Origin of the sequence: Nocardiopsis synnemataformans (assembly GCF_965343085.1) — a bacterium.
GTDB lineage: Bacteria > Actinomycetota > Actinomycetes > Streptosporangiales > Streptosporangiaceae > Nocardiopsis > Nocardiopsis alborubida.
Map to the genome: position 1 here is coordinate 90,125 of NZ_CBDRFA010000004.1, position 16,078 is coordinate 106,202.

The window sequence follows — 16,078 nt, forward strand, 5'->3', positions numbered from 1 at the left end:
TGGTGAGCGGGGAGGGGCCGGAGCGTGGCCACGGTCAGTGAATGGGTCTCGGGGCTGCGCCCCCGTACGCTTCCGAATTCGGTCGTTCCGGTGGCGGTCGGCACGGCCCTGGCCTTCGCCCTGGACGGGTTCGTCTGGTGGAAGGCGCTGCTGGCCCTGGTGGTGTCCATGGCGCTCCAGGTCGGCGTGAACTTCGCCAACGACTACAGCGACGGCGTCAAGGGCACCGACACCGAGGCGCGGACCGGGCCGACCCGGCTGACCGCGACCGGTCTGGCCGCCCCGGGGCAGGTGCTGGCGGCGGCCCTGGGCAGCTTCGCGTTCGCGGGGGTGGTGGGCCTGGTGCTGGCGGCCACGTCCTCGTGGTGGCTGCTGCTGGTGGGCGCCCTGGCGATCGCGGCGGCCTGGTACTACACGGGGGGCCGCAGCCCGTACGGGTACCGGGGCCTGGGCGAGGTCTCGGTGTTCGTGTTCTTCGGCCTCGTGGCCGTGGTGGGCACGGTGTTCGTGCAGCTGGGCTCCGCGCCGTGGCAGGCCTGGGTGGCGTCGGTCCCGGTGGGCCTGCTGTCCTGCTCGGTGCTGGTGATCAACAACCTGCGCGACATCCCGACCGACCGCGAGACCGGCAAGGTCACGCTGGCCGTGCGGCTGGGCGACACCGGCACCCGCCGCCTGTACGGGGGCGCGATCGCGCTCTCCTACGCGGCGGCGCTGGTGCTGACCCCGGTGTTCTGGTGGACGCCGCTGGTGCTGGTGTCGGTGCCGCTGGCGGTGCCGCCGCTGCGGCGCGTGCTGGGCGGCCAGACCGGCCGTGACCTGGTGCTGGGTCTGGGCGAGACGGGAAGGCTCCAGATGGCGTTCGGCGTGCTGTTCTCGGTCGGCCTGCTCCTGGGGTGAGGCGGTGGCCGCACGCGGCCGGCGGACCCTTCGTGAGCGGGCCCAGACGCGCCCGTGACCGCCAGGAGACCCACGGGTTCCAGCCTTCCGGGGCATGGCGCCCCCGCACGACCGCCGTGGCGCTCATCGCCGCGGCGCTGACGCTGATCGCGACCGCCTGCTCCGGAGGCGACCCGGCTGAGGCTCCTCCGGGAGCCGCGCGACGAGGTGACCGCGCGGCGCGGGGGCACCGAGCTGGTCGTGAGCGTGCGCGAGCTGGTCAGCGGCGGGGCTGCGGTCGGGCTGGTGCTGCGGGTCCACAACGGCGGGGACGCCGACAGCCCGGCGTTCGCGGAGCTGGAGGCGGGGGTGGAGGACCTGGACCCGCCGGTGGCGAACGCACGCTGAGACGACGCGCCGAACGCCGGGAGGCCGCGTTGGGCCCCGGTCCGGCGGAGAGGGGTTAGGATGCGCGCACCCCAGACACGCGCGTACGACCCGGCAGGGAGAGACGACACCGTGCCAAGCGAGAACACCGCCCCCGACCCCCTCGACCATCTTCCGGACCCGGAGGAGTGGGCACGGCGCTCGGCCCTCCAGGCCGCGGCGTTCGACGCGATCGGAGAACGCTACGACGAGGCCTTCCCCCGCAAGGAGGGCCAGGAGGACCGGGTGCGCCGGCTGCTGGACCTGCTGCCGCCCGGCGCGCACGTGCTCGACCTGGGCTCGGGTACGGGCGTGCCCACCGCCCGGCAGCTCGTGGCGGCGGGGGCGCGGGTCACCGGCTACGAGATCTCCGGGCGAATGGTCGAGATCGCCCGCCGCAACGTGCCGGAGGCGACGTTCGTCCGGGCCGACATCCTCGACCTGGACCCCGCGGAGTCCTCCTACGACGCCATCGTGGCGTTCTTCTCCCTGCTGTGCCTGCCCAGGGCCCGCATCCCCGAGGCGCTGAGCCGCGTCCGCGCCTCCCTGGTCCCGGGCGGCCTGCTGTGCCTGTCCATGGTGGAGGCCGACCTGGACGACGCCCCGGTCCCGTTCCTGGGCGCGGACATCCGGGTGTCGGGCTACCCGAACGAGGAGCTGCGCCGGGTGGTGGAGGGGGCCGGGCTGGTCGTGGAGGACGAGCGGGTCGTCTCCTACGAGCCCGAGGGCGCCCGACCCGAGGTCCAGGTGTTCCTCACCTGCCGCCGCGGCGCGTGAGACGGGACGGGGGCCGCGCCTTCCCCTGCGCGGCCCCGCGCGGTGACCGGCAAGCACCCCAAGGGCCCCGTGCATCACACCGGCAACGGTTCCGGTCGGCCCACTAGTCCAGGTCGAGGAGGGTGTCCAAGCCCACGGTGAGGGGGTCGGAGAGGCCGCCCACCCCGCGCACGCCCAGCAGCACGCCCGGCATGAACGAGGTGCGGTTCATCGAGTCGTGCCGGATCTTGAGGGTCTCCCCGTCGGTGCCGAACACGACCTCCTGGTGGGCGATGAGCCCGGCGATGCGCAGCGCGTGCACCCGCACGCCCTCCACGTCGGCTCCCCGGGCGCCGGGGATCTCGGAGGTGGTGGCGTCGGGCATCGGCGCGGTCCCGGCCTCGCGGCGGGCCTCGGCGACCAGCTCGGCGGTCCGGTAGGCGGTGCCGCTGGGGGCGTCGGCCTTGTTCGGGTGGTGCAGCTCGATGATCTCGGTCGAGTCGAAGTACGGCGCGGCCCTGCGCGCGAAGTGCATCATCAGGACGGCGGCGATGCCGAAGTTGGGGGCGATGAGCACCTTGGCCCCCGGCTTCGCCTCCTGCATCCGGCGCACGCGCTCCAGTCTGGCCTCGTCGAACCCGCTGGTGCCGACGACGGCGTGGATCCCGTGGCCGATGAGCCACTCCAGGTTGTCCATCACCGCGTCGGGGTGGGTGAAGTCGACGACGCAGTCGGCCCCCCGTACCGCGTCCCTGTCGCTGGCGGCGTCCACCCCCGCGACGAGTTCCATGTCGTCGGCGCCCTGCACCGCTCGGACGACCTCTGACCCCATGCGCCCGTCGGCGCCGAAAACTCCTACCTTGAACACGGCACGAGCGTACCGGAGCCCGGGACGCGGGTCGTCTCGGCCCGGCCCGCTGGGCGGACGGGCCCGGCCCGCGACGTGGGCGGATGTGCCTGACCGCGCCGCCGGTCAGCCGATGAGCCCGCCACCGGTGGCCGACGCCCGGGCCGGGCCCTCCGGTGTCAGCGGACGTCGGCCAGGGTGAGCGCGAAGTCCCCCGCCGGGTCGGTCCACCAGTGGGTGAGGGCGAACCCCGCCGCCTCCAGCTCCGCGGTCAGCCCCTCCCTGCGGAACTTGGCGGAGACCTCGGTGCGCATCTCCTCCTCGGACGCGAACTCGACATCCAGGTCCAGGGCGGCGACCCGCACGCGCTGGCCGGTCCGGGAACGCAGCCGCATCTCGACCCACTCCCGCTCGGCGTTCCAGCGCGCCACGTGGTCGAAGGCGCCCGGGTCGAAGTCGGCGCCGAGCCGGTGGTTGATGACGGCGAGGACGTTGCGGTTGAAGGCCGCGGTGACCCCCTGGGCGTCGTCGTAGGCGGCGACCAGGCGGGCGGGGTCCTTGACCAGATCGGCGCCCAGCAGCAGCGAGTCCCCAGGGCGCAGGACGGCGCGGATGTCGCGCAGGAAGGCGGCGCGCGGCCCCGGCTCCTGGTTGCCGATGGTGGAGCCCAGGACTGCCAGCAGCTGGCGTCCGCCCTCCCCGCTGACCGGCAGCAGTCCGAGGTGCTCCTCGAAGTCGCCGACGACGGCGTGCACGTCCAGGCCGGGATGGTCGTCGGCCACGCGGCGGGCGGAGAAGTCGAGGAAGTCGCCGCTGACGTCGACGGGCACGAAGCGGGTCAGACGGCCCTGGCGGCGCATCGCGTCCAGGAGCAGGCGGGTCTTGACCCCCGATCCGGAGCCGAGCTCGATGAGTGCCTCGGCACCGGCCGCGGCGGCGATCTCGTCGGCCCGCAGCTCCAGGATCGCGCGTTCGGCGCGGGTGGGGTAGTACTCGGGCAGGGCGGTGATCTCCTCGAACAGGGAGCTGCCGCGTTCGTCGTAGAACCACTTGGGCGGGAGCCGCTTGGGCCGCGCGGTCAGCCCCTCGGCGACGTCGGTGCGCAGTGCCTTGTCGAGGTCGTCGGCGGTCAGGTTTCGGTCAATCCGGAACATGGTGCCTCCTGTGTCCACGAAGATGTACCCGGGACAGGTGGTGTCGGAAAGATGGGCGGAGCCGGTCAGTCGATCGGTCGGACCTCGGTGCGCTCCCCCGTGGCCGTGACCACCGAGTCCTGAGGGACCTCGCGCCATCCGGGGGCGTCGTCGAAGGGTTCGGAGGCAAGGAAGACCCCGCCGTCCGGCTCGCGCAGGGTGAACAGGGTGTCCCCGGCCGCGGTGGCGGCGAGGGTTGCGCCGTCACTGGCCAGCAGGTTGTAGCGGCCCCCGGAGTGCTTGCGGGCCTCACGGACCACGGTGGCCAGGGTTTCGGACAGGTTCTGGGAGTTCCGCCACAACCGCACGGTGTGCGCGAACAGCGGCGCGGAGTCGAGGGCGGCGCGGGCGTCCAGCGCGCCGCGCGGCGGGGGCGAGGCGAACGCGGCGTTGAGCGCCTCGTCGTCCTCCACCGCGCCGTTGTGGCTGAACAGCAGCCGGTCGGCGCGGAAGGGCTGGGCGCCCGACTCCTCCGAGCCGAACCCGACGGTGGCGTCGCGCACGGCGGCCACCACGCACCCGGAGGTGATGGCGCGGGCGGCGTCGGCGAAGGAGGCGTCACCCCAGACGGGCATGGCGCGGCGGTAGCGCAGCGGTTCGGCGCGGCCGTCCCCCGGGGGGTACCAGCCGACGCCGAACCCGTCGGCGTTGACGGTGCCGTACCGCTGCATGCGCGGCGCCCAGGACTGGACGTGCAGCGAGTGGGGCGCCGCGTACAGCAGGTCGTGCACCGTGCGCGGCGGCCCCAGGTAGGCGAGGTGCCGGCACATCAGGCGGGTTCCGCGTCGCGCGCGCAGCGGAACCCGCTGAAGATCTGCCGTCGGATCGGGTGGTCCCAGTTGCGGAACGTGGCGCGGACCGCGGTGGGATGGGTGGCCCAGGAACCGCCCCGCAGCACCTTGTACCCGTCGTCGAAGAACACCTCCGAGTAGTCCTCGTACGGGAAGGAGCGGAACCCCGGGTAGCCGGTGAAGGTGGTGGAGGTCCACTCCCACACGTCGCCGATCAGCTGCTGGACGCCCAGCGGCGAGGCGCCGTCGGGGTGCAGTCCGGTCGGGGAGGGGCCGAGCCTGCGCTGGCCCAGGTTGGCGTGGCCGGGTCCGGGATCGGCGTCGCCCCACGGGTAGCGCCGGGACCGGCCGCTGACCGGGTCGAACCGCGCGGCCTTCTCCCACTCGGGCTCGCTCGGCAGGCGTTTGCCCGCCCAGGCGGCGTAGGCCTGGGCCTCGTGGAAGCACACGTGCTGCACGGGTTCGTCGGGGGGCACCATCTCCTGGCGGCCGAACCGGCGGCGGGACCACCCGGTCCCCTCCCGGGTCCAGAAGGCCGGGGAGAGGGCTCCCCGCCTCTCCTTCCACTCCCAGCCGTCGCGGGTCCACCAGCGGCGGGTCTGGTAGCCGCCGTCGTCCATGAACTCCTGGTAGGCGGCGTTGGTGACGAGTCCGGTGTCGATCCAGTAGGGGCCCAGGTCGACGGTGCGCGCGGGGCGCTCGTTGTCGTAGGCCCAGGGGTCGTCGTCGGTGCCCATGGTGAAGGGGCCCTCGGGCACGAACACCTCGCTCCGGACCGGCGGACGCAGCGCGGTGACCAGCCCGGCCTCCTCCAGCAGGACGGGCTCGCCCCTGCGGAGCTGGTGGGTGGCGAGCATGGTCTCGCCGTGCTGGTGCTCGTGCTGGATGACCATGTGGAAGACGAATCCGGCGTCCAGCAGGGAGCGTTCGCCGTCCGGACCGGTCCCCGGCCGGGTGAGGTCGGCGGCCTCCAGCGCGTCGAGCACCTCCCGGCGCACGCGCGCGTTGTAGTCGCGGGCCTCCTCGGGCCGCAGCAGCGGCAGGCTGACCCGTTCGGCGCGCGGGTTCTCGAAGGCGTCGTAGAGGGTGTCGATGTCCGGGCGCAGCGCCTCACGCCCACCGGCGGCGCGCAGCAGCCACTGCTCCTCGTAGTTGCCCACGTGCGCCAGGTCCCAGACCAGCGGAGACATCAGGGGCGAGTGCTGGGCGAGCAGCTCCCCCTCGTCGAGGGCGTCGAGGGTCAGCCCGTTGCTGCGGTCCCTGGCCCGGTCGAGTTCGGCGGCGATGCGCTCCTTGGCGAGCTCCTGTCCGTGGTTCACCGTACTCCTTCCGCGTGTCCGGGGTCCGGGGCCGCGGACCGTACGCGTTCCGCCCGCGCCGGGCGCGGTCCAGGCACGGCCGGCCGCGTGTCGGCGGGGCTGAGCCCGCGTCGCGTGTGGTGGTCGGCGTAGTCGTCGACCAGCGCGGCCAGGGAGGCGGCGCCCATGCGGGGCAGGGCCTCGACCGCGGCGTCGAAGCAGGCACGGGCGCACTGGGCAACGCCGGGGTCGGCCATGCCCAGGCGCGCGGAGCGCAGCCACAGGTGGCGTTCGGGGAAGCGGCCCCCGCACAGCTCCTCGGTGGCCTCCTCGGCCGCGGCACGGGCGCGGGGGTCGTCGACCAGGGCGGCGGCGAGCGCCACCGGGACCGGCCACCAGCGCACGGGCAGCGCGTCGATCATCCGCAGCTCCCACCAGCCGCGCGGGCGCACGGGCGGAAAGAGGGTGCTGAGGTGGAACTCCAGGTCGGCCCGGGTGGCCGGGCGCGGGCCCTGTCCGCTGAGCCACTGGGCGAAGGTGACGCCCGGGTCGGGGGACCAGGGGCCCTCGCTCTCGGGGACCGCCAGGACCCTGGCGGCCAGCGCGTACTCGGCCCACGCCGTGGCGGGGTCGGCGGGGCTGCCGGAGTCCAGGACTGACCGGGTGCGGGAGGCGTCGGTGGCCGCCCAGATCGCCCAGCGGGTGGACTTCCACCCGGTGGGTCGGCCCCGCCAGACGGCGGAGTTGGCGAAGGCGGCGACGAGCACCGGGCCGAGCCGGTGGACGAGTTCCCAGCGGTCGCGGACGTCGTCGGCGTCCTCCCCCGTGTCCAGGCACACCTGGAGCGAGGCGGTGCTGCACATCATGGTGTAGCCGCTGGGCTGGCGGTGATGGGCGAAGAAGCGCTCCATCGCCGTGTACCGGGCTTCCCGGAGCTGGCGCCGGGGCGGGCGGACGGGGTCGAGGGCCGACTCGACCAGGTGGAGCCCGGCCTCGGCGAGGGCCTTGCCGATGTGCTCCAGGTCGGCGGAGAGCGCCGCGTGCGCCCGGGCCGGTCCCGGAAGGGCGGGCGAGCTGAGTTCGAGCTGTCCGCCGGGTTCGAAGGTGACGCCGCTCCCCGAGGGCGGTGGGCCGCAGGACTCCACCAGGGCCGTGAGGCGGTCGACAGGAACGGGTGCGGTCGGGTCCGCGGAGTCGGCGACCAGCCATTCGGTCTCGGCTCCGACCTTGCCGGGAGGGCCGGTCTTGAAACAGACGCCGTTGATGTACTCATGGACGTCTTCCGTGGTCATGTGGTGTGCCATGGGATGTCCCCTCGCGAGCGGCCGCCCCCGCCGGGCGGCGCCCCGAGGATCTTGCCCATCCGGTCCTCATGCCGAACGTGCGCGATGTCCATGAATCTCCGCTGATGCCGCGACACTCCCGATACGGACGAGGAGCCTGGGCGGCGGGATGCCAGGTGGTACGGGACGTCGCGGTGGGTGGGTACGCTCCCACCCACCGATGTGTGATGACGGTCACATGCCGGTGAACTCCCGGAGGCGTCTCTCGATGACGGCCCGTTCGCCCTGGTCAAGGCGGATGCCGAACACCTCCTGCAACACCTATCCCATCTCTTCCAGGGGTACCTCGCGTTCGGCACGGGTGCCGTCGGTCGCCGGTTCAGCCGGAGGCCGGTTCCTCCTCGCGCACGCGGCCGGTGGCGTCGGCCGCCGCCCAGTGGCAGGCCACCCTCCGCTCGGCGCCGCCCTCCAGGATCGCCGGGTCCACGGTGCGGCAGCGGTCGGCCACCCCGGCGCGCTCGGCCTCGCCGGAGGCCAGCACCGGACAGCGCGGGTGGAAACGGCAGCCCCGGGGCACCCGCTTGGGGTCCGGCGGCTCCCCGGAGAGCACCACCGGTTCCCCGTCCGCCTCCGGCAGCACCGACAGCAGCGCGCGGGTGTAGGGGTGGGCGGGAGCGGCCAGGACCTCCTCCACGGTGCCCAGCTCCACCACGCGCCCCAGGTACATCACCGCGACCCGGTCGGCGATGTTCCAGGCCAGGCCCAGGTCGTGCGTGGCCACCAGGGCCGACAGTCCCAGGTCGGCGCGCAGGTCCAGGAGCAGCCGCAGGATCTCGCCACGCACCGACGCGTCCAGGGAGGCCACCGGCTCGTCGGCCACCAGCACCTCGGGGTCCAGGATGAGCGCACCGGCGATCACCACGCGCTGGCGCTGGCCGCCCGACAGCTCGTGCGGGTAGCGGGGGAAGAACCGGTCCGGCGGGCGCAGGCCCGCCTTGGACAGCGCCGCGCCGACCCGCTCGGACTCGTCGGACACGGTGCCCTCGTGGATGCGCAGCCCCTCGGCCACGGACTCGTAGACGGTGCGGCGCGGGTTGAGCGAACCGGTGGGGTCCTGCTGCACCAGCTGCACCCGCCGGCGGTAGCGGCGCATGTCGCGGGAGCCGTAGCGCAGCGGGGTGCCCTCGAAGGCCACGTCGCCGCCCGTGGGCCGCTCCAGGCCCAGCAGGACACGGGCCAGGGTGGTCTTGCCGCAGCCGGACTCCCCCACCAGCGCCACGATCTCCCCCGCGGAGACGTCGAGGTTGACGCCGTCCACGGCGCGGGCGGTGCCCCGGCCGCCGCCGGGGGCGAACCCGGCAGCGAAGGCGACCTCCACCCCCCGGGCGCTCAGGACGGGGACGACTTCTTCCCCGCGGGTGGGCGGTGTCTCGTGGGAGTCGGTCTCGGTGGTGCTCACGGGCGCGTCTCCTCGGTGGGTGCGGCGGTCGCGGTCACGGACGGCCCCCGTCGTCCCCGGTGGCGGTCAGCGGCCGTGCGGGGCCCACGTGCACGCACGCCGCCTGCCTGGTGGACGCGCCCCCGGTGTCGGGGTCCACCGGCCACAGGGGCGGGTCGACCGTGGCGCAGACGGTCTCGACCACCGCGCAGCGCGGTCGGAACACGCAGCCCGAGGGCGGGTCCGCGGGATCGGGCGGGTCGCCGGGCAGGCCCCGGGGCGCCAGGCGCGAGGCCGGGTCGCCGATACGGGGGAAGGCGGCGCTGAGCGCGCTGGCGTAGGGGTGCGCGGGCTCGTGCACGACCTCCCGCGCCGGTCCCTGCTCCACGACCCGGCCCGCGTACATGACCGCGACCCGGTCGCAGGTCGAGGCCAGGACCGACAGGTCGTGGCTGATCATCAGCATGCCGATGCCGTGCTCGGCGACGAGCCGCCGCAGCAGGGTCAGGATCTGGGCCTGGATCATCACGTCCAGGGCGGTGGTGGCCTCGTCGGCGATGACCAGGCGCGGCTCGCAGGCCAGCGCCATCGCGATCATGGCCCGCTGCCGCTGCCCGCCGGACAGCTGGTGGGGGTAGTCGCGGGCGCGGGAGGCGGGGAGGCCGACCTGTTCGAGGAGGGCGGCGACCCGGGCGGGCGCCTCCGCCGCGGGGACGGTGCCGTGCACGCCCATCGGCTCGGCGATCTGCTGTCCGATCCGCCGGACCGGGTTGAGCGAGTGCATGGCGCCCTGGAAGACGATGGAGGCGCCCGCCCAGCGGACCGCGCGCAGGCGGCCCCAGCGCATGTCCAGGACGTTCTCGCCCTCCAGCAGCACCTCGCCGGAGATGCGCGCGGTCTCGGGCAGCAGGCGCAGCAGGGCCAGGGCCACGGTGGACTTCCCGCTGCCGGACTCCCCCGCCAGGCCAAGGGTGTCGCCGGGGTCCAGGGACAGGTCCACGCCGCGTACGGCGGGGACGTCGCCGCCGCCCGTGCTGTAGGTGACGTGCAGGTCGCGGACGTCGAGGAGGGAGGTCAACGCTGCTCCCGGAGTCGCGGGTTGATGACGGATTCGAGGGCCCGGCCGCACAGCGTGAAGGACAGCGCGACCACGGCGATCGCCAGGCCGGGCGGGACCATGTACCACCAGATCCCGGAGCTGATCGCGCCCGCGTTGCGGGCCGCGTCCAGGATGCCTCCCCAGGAGATCGTGGTGGGGTCTCCCACACCCAGGAAGGCCAGCGTGGACTCGGCGATGATCGAGGTGGCCACGAGCAGGGTGGTCTGGGCGAGCACGACCGGCATGACGTTGGGCAGGACGTGCCAGAGCATGACGTGGCCGTGGCCGCCTCCCAGGGCGCGGGCCCGCTCCACGTAGGGGCGCGCCTCCACCGCGAGGGTCTGGGCGCGCACCAGGCGCGCCGTGGCGGGCCAGACGGTCAGGCCGATGGCGATGATGATGGTTCCGGTGCCGCGCGGCAGCACGGCGGCCAGGGCCACGGCCAGGACGAGCGTGGGCAGGACCAGGAACCAGTCGGTGACGCGCATGAGCGCCGAGGACACGAACCGCCCCGCGGGGCCGCCGGAGGCGCCGAAGTGCCCGGCGGTGACCCCGACCAGGGTGCCCAGGACCACGGAGACGGCCGTGGCCAGGAAGCCCACCGTGAGCGAGACCCGTGAGCCCCAGACGACCAGGTCCAGGATGGAGCGGCCGAAGTTGTCGGTGCCGAGCGGGAACTGGGCGCTGGGCGGCTGGTAGGCGGTGCCCGGCGCGCCGGTGACGGTGAGGTCGGCCTGGTCGACGAAGAGCGGCGCGGTCAGGGCCAGGGCGCCGATGGCCAGCAGCGCGGTCAGGCCGACCAGCCCGGCGCGGTTGCGGGTGTACTCGCGGGCGAAGCGGCGCAGGGCCTCCTGACGGCGTCTGCGGGCGAGGGCGCGGGGTGGGGGCGGTGTGGTCGGCGGCGGCGCGGTCGCCGTGGCGGTGCCTCCCCCGGCGGGTCGGCCGCCGGGGCCCTCGGGACCACCGTCGGGGCTCCCAGGCCGGACAGAGGGGCCGTTCTCCCCGTCGCTCGGGCTGCCGGGCGTCCCGGCGGGGGCGTTCACGGGCGCACCCGGGGGTCGAGCAGCGGGTACACCAGGTCGGCGAGCAGGTTCATGAGGATCACCGAGGCCGCGAACACCACGAACAGGCCCTGGACGAGGCCGAGGTCGGGTACGCGCAGGCCGGAGTAGAAGAGCTGTCCGAGGCCGGGCCAGGAGAACACGGTCTCCACGAGGATCACCCCGGACACGACCTGTCCGAGGTTGAGGAAGAGGAGCGTCACCGTGGGCAGCAGGGCGTTGGGCACGGCGTGCCTGCGACGCACCAGGGCGTCGCGCAGGCCCTTGGCGCGCGCGGTGGTGAGGTAGTCGGCGCCCTTCTCGTCCATGAGCGAGGAGCGCATGATCATCAGGTACTGGGCGTAGATGACCGCGACCATGGTGGTGACGGGCAGCACCATGTGCCAGGCGGTGTTCAGCACGGTCTCCAGGCCTCCGCCGGTGCGGGGGTCGACCATGCCGCCGGTCGGGAACATGCCGGGCACGAACCCGCGCCCGGAGGCCAGGAAGACGATGAGCAGCAGGCCGAGCCAGAACGTGGGCACCGACCAGAAGAACAGGGCGACGGCGGTGTTGGCCCGGTCCGATCGGCTGCCCGGCCTCCAGCCCGCCCGGGCGCCCAGGAACAGGCCCAGCAGCGCGGCGACGACCGTGCCGGTCCCGGCGAGCAGGATGGTCGGGCCGAGCCGGTCCAGGATGAGCTCGGTGACGGGCTCGCGGTACTGGAAGGACGTGCCGAGGTCGAAGCGGAGCAGGCCGACCGCGTAGTCGAGGAACTGCTGCCACAGCGGCTCGTCGAGCCCGAACTGGCGGCGCAGCTCCTCGCGCTGCTCGGCGCTGACCTCGCGGCCCTCGGTCATGGCGCGGACGGGGTCGCCGGGCAGGATCCGGAAGAGGAAGAACCCGGCGACGACCACGGCGGCCAGGGAGACCGCCGCGGTCGTCAGCCGTCCGGCCACGTAGCGCGCGGCGCGCCGGGCGCGGCCCGGTCCGGCGGGTTCCACCGGAAAGGGGGCGACGGACGCCTCCTCTCCGGGCGGGCCTCCCGCGGCGGTGGGAGTAGTGGTCACTCGCGGTCCTCCATGGTGGAACGTCGGCGCAGCAGCAGGAAGCCCCCGACCGCGGCGAGGAGGAGCACGGCGGCCCCGACGCCGATCCAGACCCCGGCGGAGGGCCCGGAGGCGGCGCCTGCGGCCCGCTCGGCGGCGGGTTCGGCCGACCACCAGGCCCAGTAGCCGTCCTGGCCCCAGATGTTGCCGCCCTCGGCGGGCTCGTACTGGATGGAGGCGATGTGGTCGGTGCGGTAGGCCTCCATGATGTTGGGGTAGGCCAGCACGTTCACGACGGCCTCGCGGTAGAGGACCTCCTGGAGCTGGTGGATGATCTCCGCGCGGGCCTGGCGGTCGTACTCGGCGAGCTGGGCCTCGTAGAGCTCGTCGTACTCCTCGTCGCAGAAGTAGGCGTCGCCCTGCATGGTGCCCGGCTCGGTGGGCAGCGCGCCGCAGGTGTGGATGCTCAGCACGTAGTCGGGGTCGGGGTTGACCGTCCAGCCGGTGAAGATGAGGTCGTACTCGCCCGCGAAGAGGGCGTCGCTGAGCACGCCGGGGTCGACGGTGAGGTTCTCCACCTCGATGCCGATGTCGGCCAGGCGCTCGACGAGGACAAGCCCGGTGTTGACGTTGTCGGGGCGGTCCTGGTGGACGTGCATGCGCAGTTCGAGGCGGTCGCCGTCGGGTGAGACGCGCACGCCGTCCTCGCCCCGCTCGTACCCGGCCTCGTCGAGCATCGCGTTGGCCGCTTCGGGGTCGAAGTCCAGGATGGCCTCCTCGCCCTCGGGCGCCCAGTGGAAGTCCTCGTAGCGGGGCGGGACGTAGCCGCCCGCGGCCACGGCCTCGCCGCCGTGCGCCTTGTCGACGATCTCCTGGTTGTCGATGGCCATGACGATGGCCTGACGCAGGGTGCGGTCGGCGAGGGCGGGGTGCCCGTCGCCGAACTCCTCCCCGTCCTGGGTGACCGCGCCGGGGTTGATGGTGAAGGCCTGGAAGCGCTTGCCGTCGGCGATGTTGACCTCGACATCCTCCGCCGACTCCAGGGCGGCTGCCTGCGCCTGGGTGAGTTCGTAGACGAAGGAGACCTCGCCGCTGCGCAGCGCCTCCACCGCCGCGTCCTTCTCGGAGTAGTAGCGCAGGACGATCCGCTCGAAGCCGGGGGCGCCGCGCCAGTGGTCGGGGTTGGCCTCCAGCGTGATGGAGCGGCCCCGGTCGTGGCCGGTGAGGACGAAGGGTCCGCTGCCGACGGTCGGGAAGTCCTCGTTGCCGTAGTCGGCGAAGGCGTCGCCCTCCCGCTCCAGGATCGGCTCCCAGACGTGCCTGGGGACGATCGGGACGTTGAGGGAGGTCATGGTGGCCTGGGGCTGGCCGAGTTCGACGACCACGGTGTGGTCGTCCTCGGCGGTGACCGACTCGAAGCCGGAGACGTAGTTGCCGTTGGCGACGGCCGCGGACTCGTTCTCCATCATGGTGGTGAAGGTCCAGACCACGTCGTCGGCGGTCAGGGGCTCGCCGTCGGAGAACTGGACGCCCTCGCGCAGGTGGAAGGTCCAGGTGAGGCCGTCGTCGCTGGACTCCCAGGACTCGGCGAGGGAGGGGGCGGGCTGGTTGGTCTGGGGGTCGACCGTGACGAGGGAGTCGTAGACGTGCCGCAGGACGTTGGTGGTGATCGCGAGCTGCGCGGTGAAGGGGTTGAAGGAGTCCACCTGCTGGGCGGTGGCGATGCTGAGGGTCTCGCCGTCGGAGGTGTCCGCGGAGGCGGGCTGCGCCGGGAGGGGGACGGCGGTGGTGCCCGCGAGGAGGAGCAGGGCGACGGTCGTGGCGGCGGTGCGGCGAAGGAGGGTGTGACGGGAGGAGGTGCCGCGACGGGGGGCGGTACCGCCGAGGAGCGTGCGGGCGAGAGCACCGAGGGGGAGGGCGGTGCGTCGGAAGAGGGAACCGGGGGGAGGGCGGTGGGCGTTCATGTGCGGCCCCTCCTGTCAGAGGATCGTGGGTCGGTGGCACGCCACCTGGGGGTTGGTGGTTGTTTACCAACGGACGACGACGAGCGTCAATGACCTTCGTGGAGCGCCGTGACATCGGTTTGGATTCGGTCCGAAGAATGTCGCCGGAAAGACATCCGGAAACCGTCACCGGAAATGTCCGGGACACGCGGGAAAAGGGCGGTCGGAGTGCGGAACGGGCACGGAAGGGACGCGAAAAGGCACACAGAGGACCCGTGGGCACACGGAGAGGGATCGCGGACACGCGTTGGGTGACGGGAGGACACCCCCTGGAGGACGGCGGGGGAACAGGCTGTGTGCGCTGGGTAACCGGCGTGCCGTCGGCGGACACCCCGCGTTGGCAGTGAATGCCGTACTCCGCTACGGTTCCCGCCATGATGGGGCACTCGCACGCACTGAGCGGCGTGGTTGGCTGGATGGCGGTCGTTCCGCTGGTCCAGGGCAGGGAATTCCTTGGACTCAGCTTCCACCTGGGTCCCGGTGAGATCATCGCCGGTGCCCTGGTCTGCGCCGGTGCGGCCCTGCTGCCCGACCTGGACCACAAGAGCGCCACGGTGACCAAGACCTACGGCAAGGTCACCGAGGTGCTGAGCGGCATGCTGGGCTTCCTGTTCGGCGGGCACCGGATGGGAACGCACTCGTTCTTCTTCGCGGTACTCATGGGCGTGCTGGTGCAGCTGTTGGCGCTGTGGTCGCAGTTGGCCGTCCAGGTCTTCGTGTTCCTGTTGATCGGTATCGCCCTCCAGGGCCTGGGCTTCGGTCTGGACAAGAACAAGGTCGCGTCAGGGGTCATCAACGCGATGGCCACGGCGGGCATCACGCTGGCGCTGTTCACCGCCGGGGTGAACTACAGCTGGCTGGGCCTGGCGGTGGCCTTCGGCGTGGTCCTGCACTTCTTCGGTGACATGATCACCAAGATGGGCGTACCGATCTTCTGGCCCTTCTTCAAGAAGCGCTTCGGCCAGGGGAAGGGTTTCGTCACCGACGGCCCGGTCGAGCAGAAGTTCGTGACCCCGCTGCTGACCATCGGCGTCATCGTGGGGACGATCTACCTGTTCGACTGGCCCGCGCTGATGCCCGAGTACTAGAGGGCGCTGGAGGGGCCGGGGTTGGGGTTGGCGTAGAACCTCCAGCAGACCCCAACCACGCACCCGTACTGGATGCAGCGGAATCCACGTAGAACCTCCGACGAAGCCCGCTCCCGCTGAGGCCGCGCTCGGACTGCCTCCCCGGAACGGCCCGGCACCTGTCCACCGGGGCCCCGGCTGGCCTAGGCTGTCGGGCGTGACACGATCCACAGAGGGCCTCAGCCCCGAACTGCACGCCTATGTCGTCGAGCACAGCGAGCCCGTGGACGAGGTCCTGGCGGACCTGGCCGAGGAGACCGCGCGGTTGTTCCCCGACCACCGGGGCATGCAGATCGGCCCCGAGCAGGGCGCCTTCACCACGATGCTCACCCGGATCTGCGGGGCGCGGGAGGTGGTGGAGGTCGGGACCTTCACCGGCTACTCGTCGATCTGCTTCGCGCGCGGCCTCCCCGAGAGCGGTCGGCTCCTGGCCCTGGACGTCAGCGAGGAGTGGACCTCCGTGGCGCGGCGGTACTGGGAGCGCGCCGGGGTCGCGGACCGGATCACCCTGAGGCTGGGCCCGGCCCTGGAGTCGCTGCGGGCACTCCCCGAGGAGCCGCGGTTCGACCTGGCCTTCGTGGACGCCGACAAGGAGGGCTACGTCGGCTACTGGGAGGAGTTGGTCCCCCGCGTCCGGTCGGGCGGCCTGATCCTGGCCGACAACACCCTCTCCCACGGGCGGGTCGTGGACCACGAGAACACGTCGGCGGCCGTGCGGGGGATCCGCGACTTCAACGACCGGCTGGTCTCCGACGACCGCGTCACGCAGGTGCTGCTGCCCATCGGCGACGGCCTCACCCTCGCCCACAAGCGCTGACGCCCCGACGCGCTGAAGCACTGAAGCGCCACGGC

General features: G+C 73.1%; 15 protein-coding genes. 5 read left to right on the forward strand and 10 right to left on the reverse strand.

The annotated features are described in order from the left end of the window. The first annotated feature begins 24 nt into the window (after positions 1–24). The 3 genes from ACSIH6_RS03250 to ACSIH6_RS03260 all read left to right on the forward strand — a co-directional run bounded on the left by ACSIH6_RS03250 (position 25) and on the right by ACSIH6_RS03260 (position 2,079). Complete coding sequence (locus ACSIH6_RS03250; protein WP_435106394.1) at positions 25–897, forward strand: 1,4-dihydroxy-2-naphthoate polyprenyltransferase; 873 nt, start codon at positions 25–27, stop codon at positions 895–897. A gap of 207 nt (positions 898–1,104) precedes the next feature. Beyond that, the gene (locus tag ACSIH6_RS03255) at positions 1,105–1,284 is read left to right on the forward strand and encodes a hypothetical protein (protein WP_435106396.1); all 180 of its coding nucleotides are present in this window, start codon (positions 1,105–1,107) and stop codon (positions 1,282–1,284) included. A 111-nt stretch (positions 1,285–1,395) separates the two neighbouring features. Continuing rightward, on the forward strand, positions 1,396–2,079 hold the full coding sequence (locus tag ACSIH6_RS03260; protein ID WP_435106398.1) for a class I SAM-dependent DNA methyltransferase: 684 nt from the start codon (positions 1,396–1,398) through the stop codon (positions 2,077–2,079). Between the two features lie 103 nt (positions 2,080–2,182). Here the strand turns inward: ACSIH6_RS03260 and dapB are convergent, their stop codons facing one another. From dapB to ACSIH6_RS03310, 10 genes are all read right to left on the reverse strand, one after another. After that, positions 2,183–2,926, reverse strand: coding sequence for a 4-hydroxy-tetrahydrodipicolinate reductase (gene dapB, locus ACSIH6_RS03265; protein WP_435106400.1), 744 nt, complete (start codon positions 2,924–2,926; stop codon positions 2,183–2,185). A 158-nt stretch (positions 2,927–3,084) separates the two neighbouring features. After that, positions 3,085–4,059 carry an L-histidine N(alpha)-methyltransferase gene (gene egtD, locus ACSIH6_RS03270; RefSeq protein WP_435106402.1) on the reverse strand — a complete coding sequence of 325 codons (975 nt, stop codon included), beginning with the start codon at positions 4,057–4,059 and terminating at the stop codon, positions 3,085–3,087. Positions 4,060–4,124: 65 nt separating this feature from the next. Continuing rightward, positions 4,125–4,868, reverse strand: a complete 744-nt coding sequence (gene egtC / locus ACSIH6_RS03275) for an ergothioneine biosynthesis protein EgtC (RefSeq protein ID WP_435106404.1) — start codon at positions 4,866–4,868, stop codon at positions 4,125–4,127. After that, positions 4,868–6,208 carry an ergothioneine biosynthesis protein EgtB gene (gene egtB, locus ACSIH6_RS03280; RefSeq protein ID WP_435106406.1) on the reverse strand — a complete coding sequence of 447 codons (1,341 nt, stop codon included), beginning with the start codon at positions 6,206–6,208 and terminating at the stop codon, positions 4,868–4,870. Before egtB ends, egtC begins: the two co-directional genes overlap by 1 nt. Beyond that, positions 6,205–7,491: an ergothioneine biosynthesis glutamate--cysteine ligase EgtA gene (egtA, locus tag ACSIH6_RS03285; RefSeq protein WP_435106408.1), complete on the reverse strand. Its 1,287-nt coding sequence runs from the start codon at positions 7,489–7,491 to the stop codon at positions 6,205–6,207. The genes egtB and egtA overlap by 4 nt, the downstream gene beginning before the upstream one ends. 358 nt (positions 7,492–7,849) lie before the next feature. After that, entirely contained in the window at positions 7,850–8,929 is a 1,080-nt protein-coding gene (locus tag ACSIH6_RS03290) for an ABC transporter ATP-binding protein (RefSeq protein WP_435106410.1), read from the reverse strand. Positions 8,930–8,963: 34 nt separating this feature from the next. Further along, complete coding sequence (locus ACSIH6_RS03295; RefSeq protein ID WP_435106412.1) at positions 8,964–9,986, reverse strand: ABC transporter ATP-binding protein; 1,023 nt, start codon at positions 9,984–9,986, stop codon at positions 8,964–8,966. Further along, the gene (locus ACSIH6_RS03300) at positions 9,983–11,050 is read right to left on the reverse strand and encodes an ABC transporter permease (protein ID WP_435106414.1); all 1,068 of its coding nucleotides are present in this window, start codon (positions 11,048–11,050) and stop codon (positions 9,983–9,985) included. Before ACSIH6_RS03300 ends, ACSIH6_RS03295 begins: the two co-directional genes overlap by 4 nt. Further along, positions 11,047–12,117 carry an ABC transporter permease gene (locus ACSIH6_RS03305; protein ID WP_435106416.1) on the reverse strand — a complete coding sequence of 357 codons (1,071 nt, stop codon included), beginning with the start codon at positions 12,115–12,117 and terminating at the stop codon, positions 11,047–11,049. The genes ACSIH6_RS03300 and ACSIH6_RS03305 overlap by 4 nt, the downstream gene beginning before the upstream one ends. After that, the gene (locus ACSIH6_RS03310; protein WP_435106419.1) at positions 12,114–14,060 is read right to left on the reverse strand and encodes an ABC transporter substrate-binding protein; all 1,947 of its coding nucleotides are present in this window, start codon (positions 14,058–14,060) and stop codon (positions 12,114–12,116) included. Before ACSIH6_RS03310 ends, ACSIH6_RS03305 begins: the two co-directional genes overlap by 4 nt. Before the next feature lie 413 nt (positions 14,061–14,473). Here ACSIH6_RS03310 and ACSIH6_RS03315 point away from each other — a divergent pair, with 413 nt between their 5' ends. Together ACSIH6_RS03315 and ACSIH6_RS03320 are read left to right on the forward strand one after the other, a co-directional pair. After that, on the forward strand, positions 14,474–15,187 hold the full coding sequence (locus ACSIH6_RS03315; RefSeq protein WP_435106421.1) for a metal-dependent hydrolase: 714 nt from the start codon (positions 14,474–14,476) through the stop codon (positions 15,185–15,187). A 196-nt stretch (positions 15,188–15,383) separates the two neighbouring features. Further along, positions 15,384–16,043 (forward strand): O-methyltransferase, encoded by a 660-nt coding sequence (locus ACSIH6_RS03320; protein WP_435106423.1) that lies wholly within the window; start codon positions 15,384–15,386, stop codon positions 16,041–16,043. Positions 16,044–16,078 lie beyond the last annotated feature (35 nt).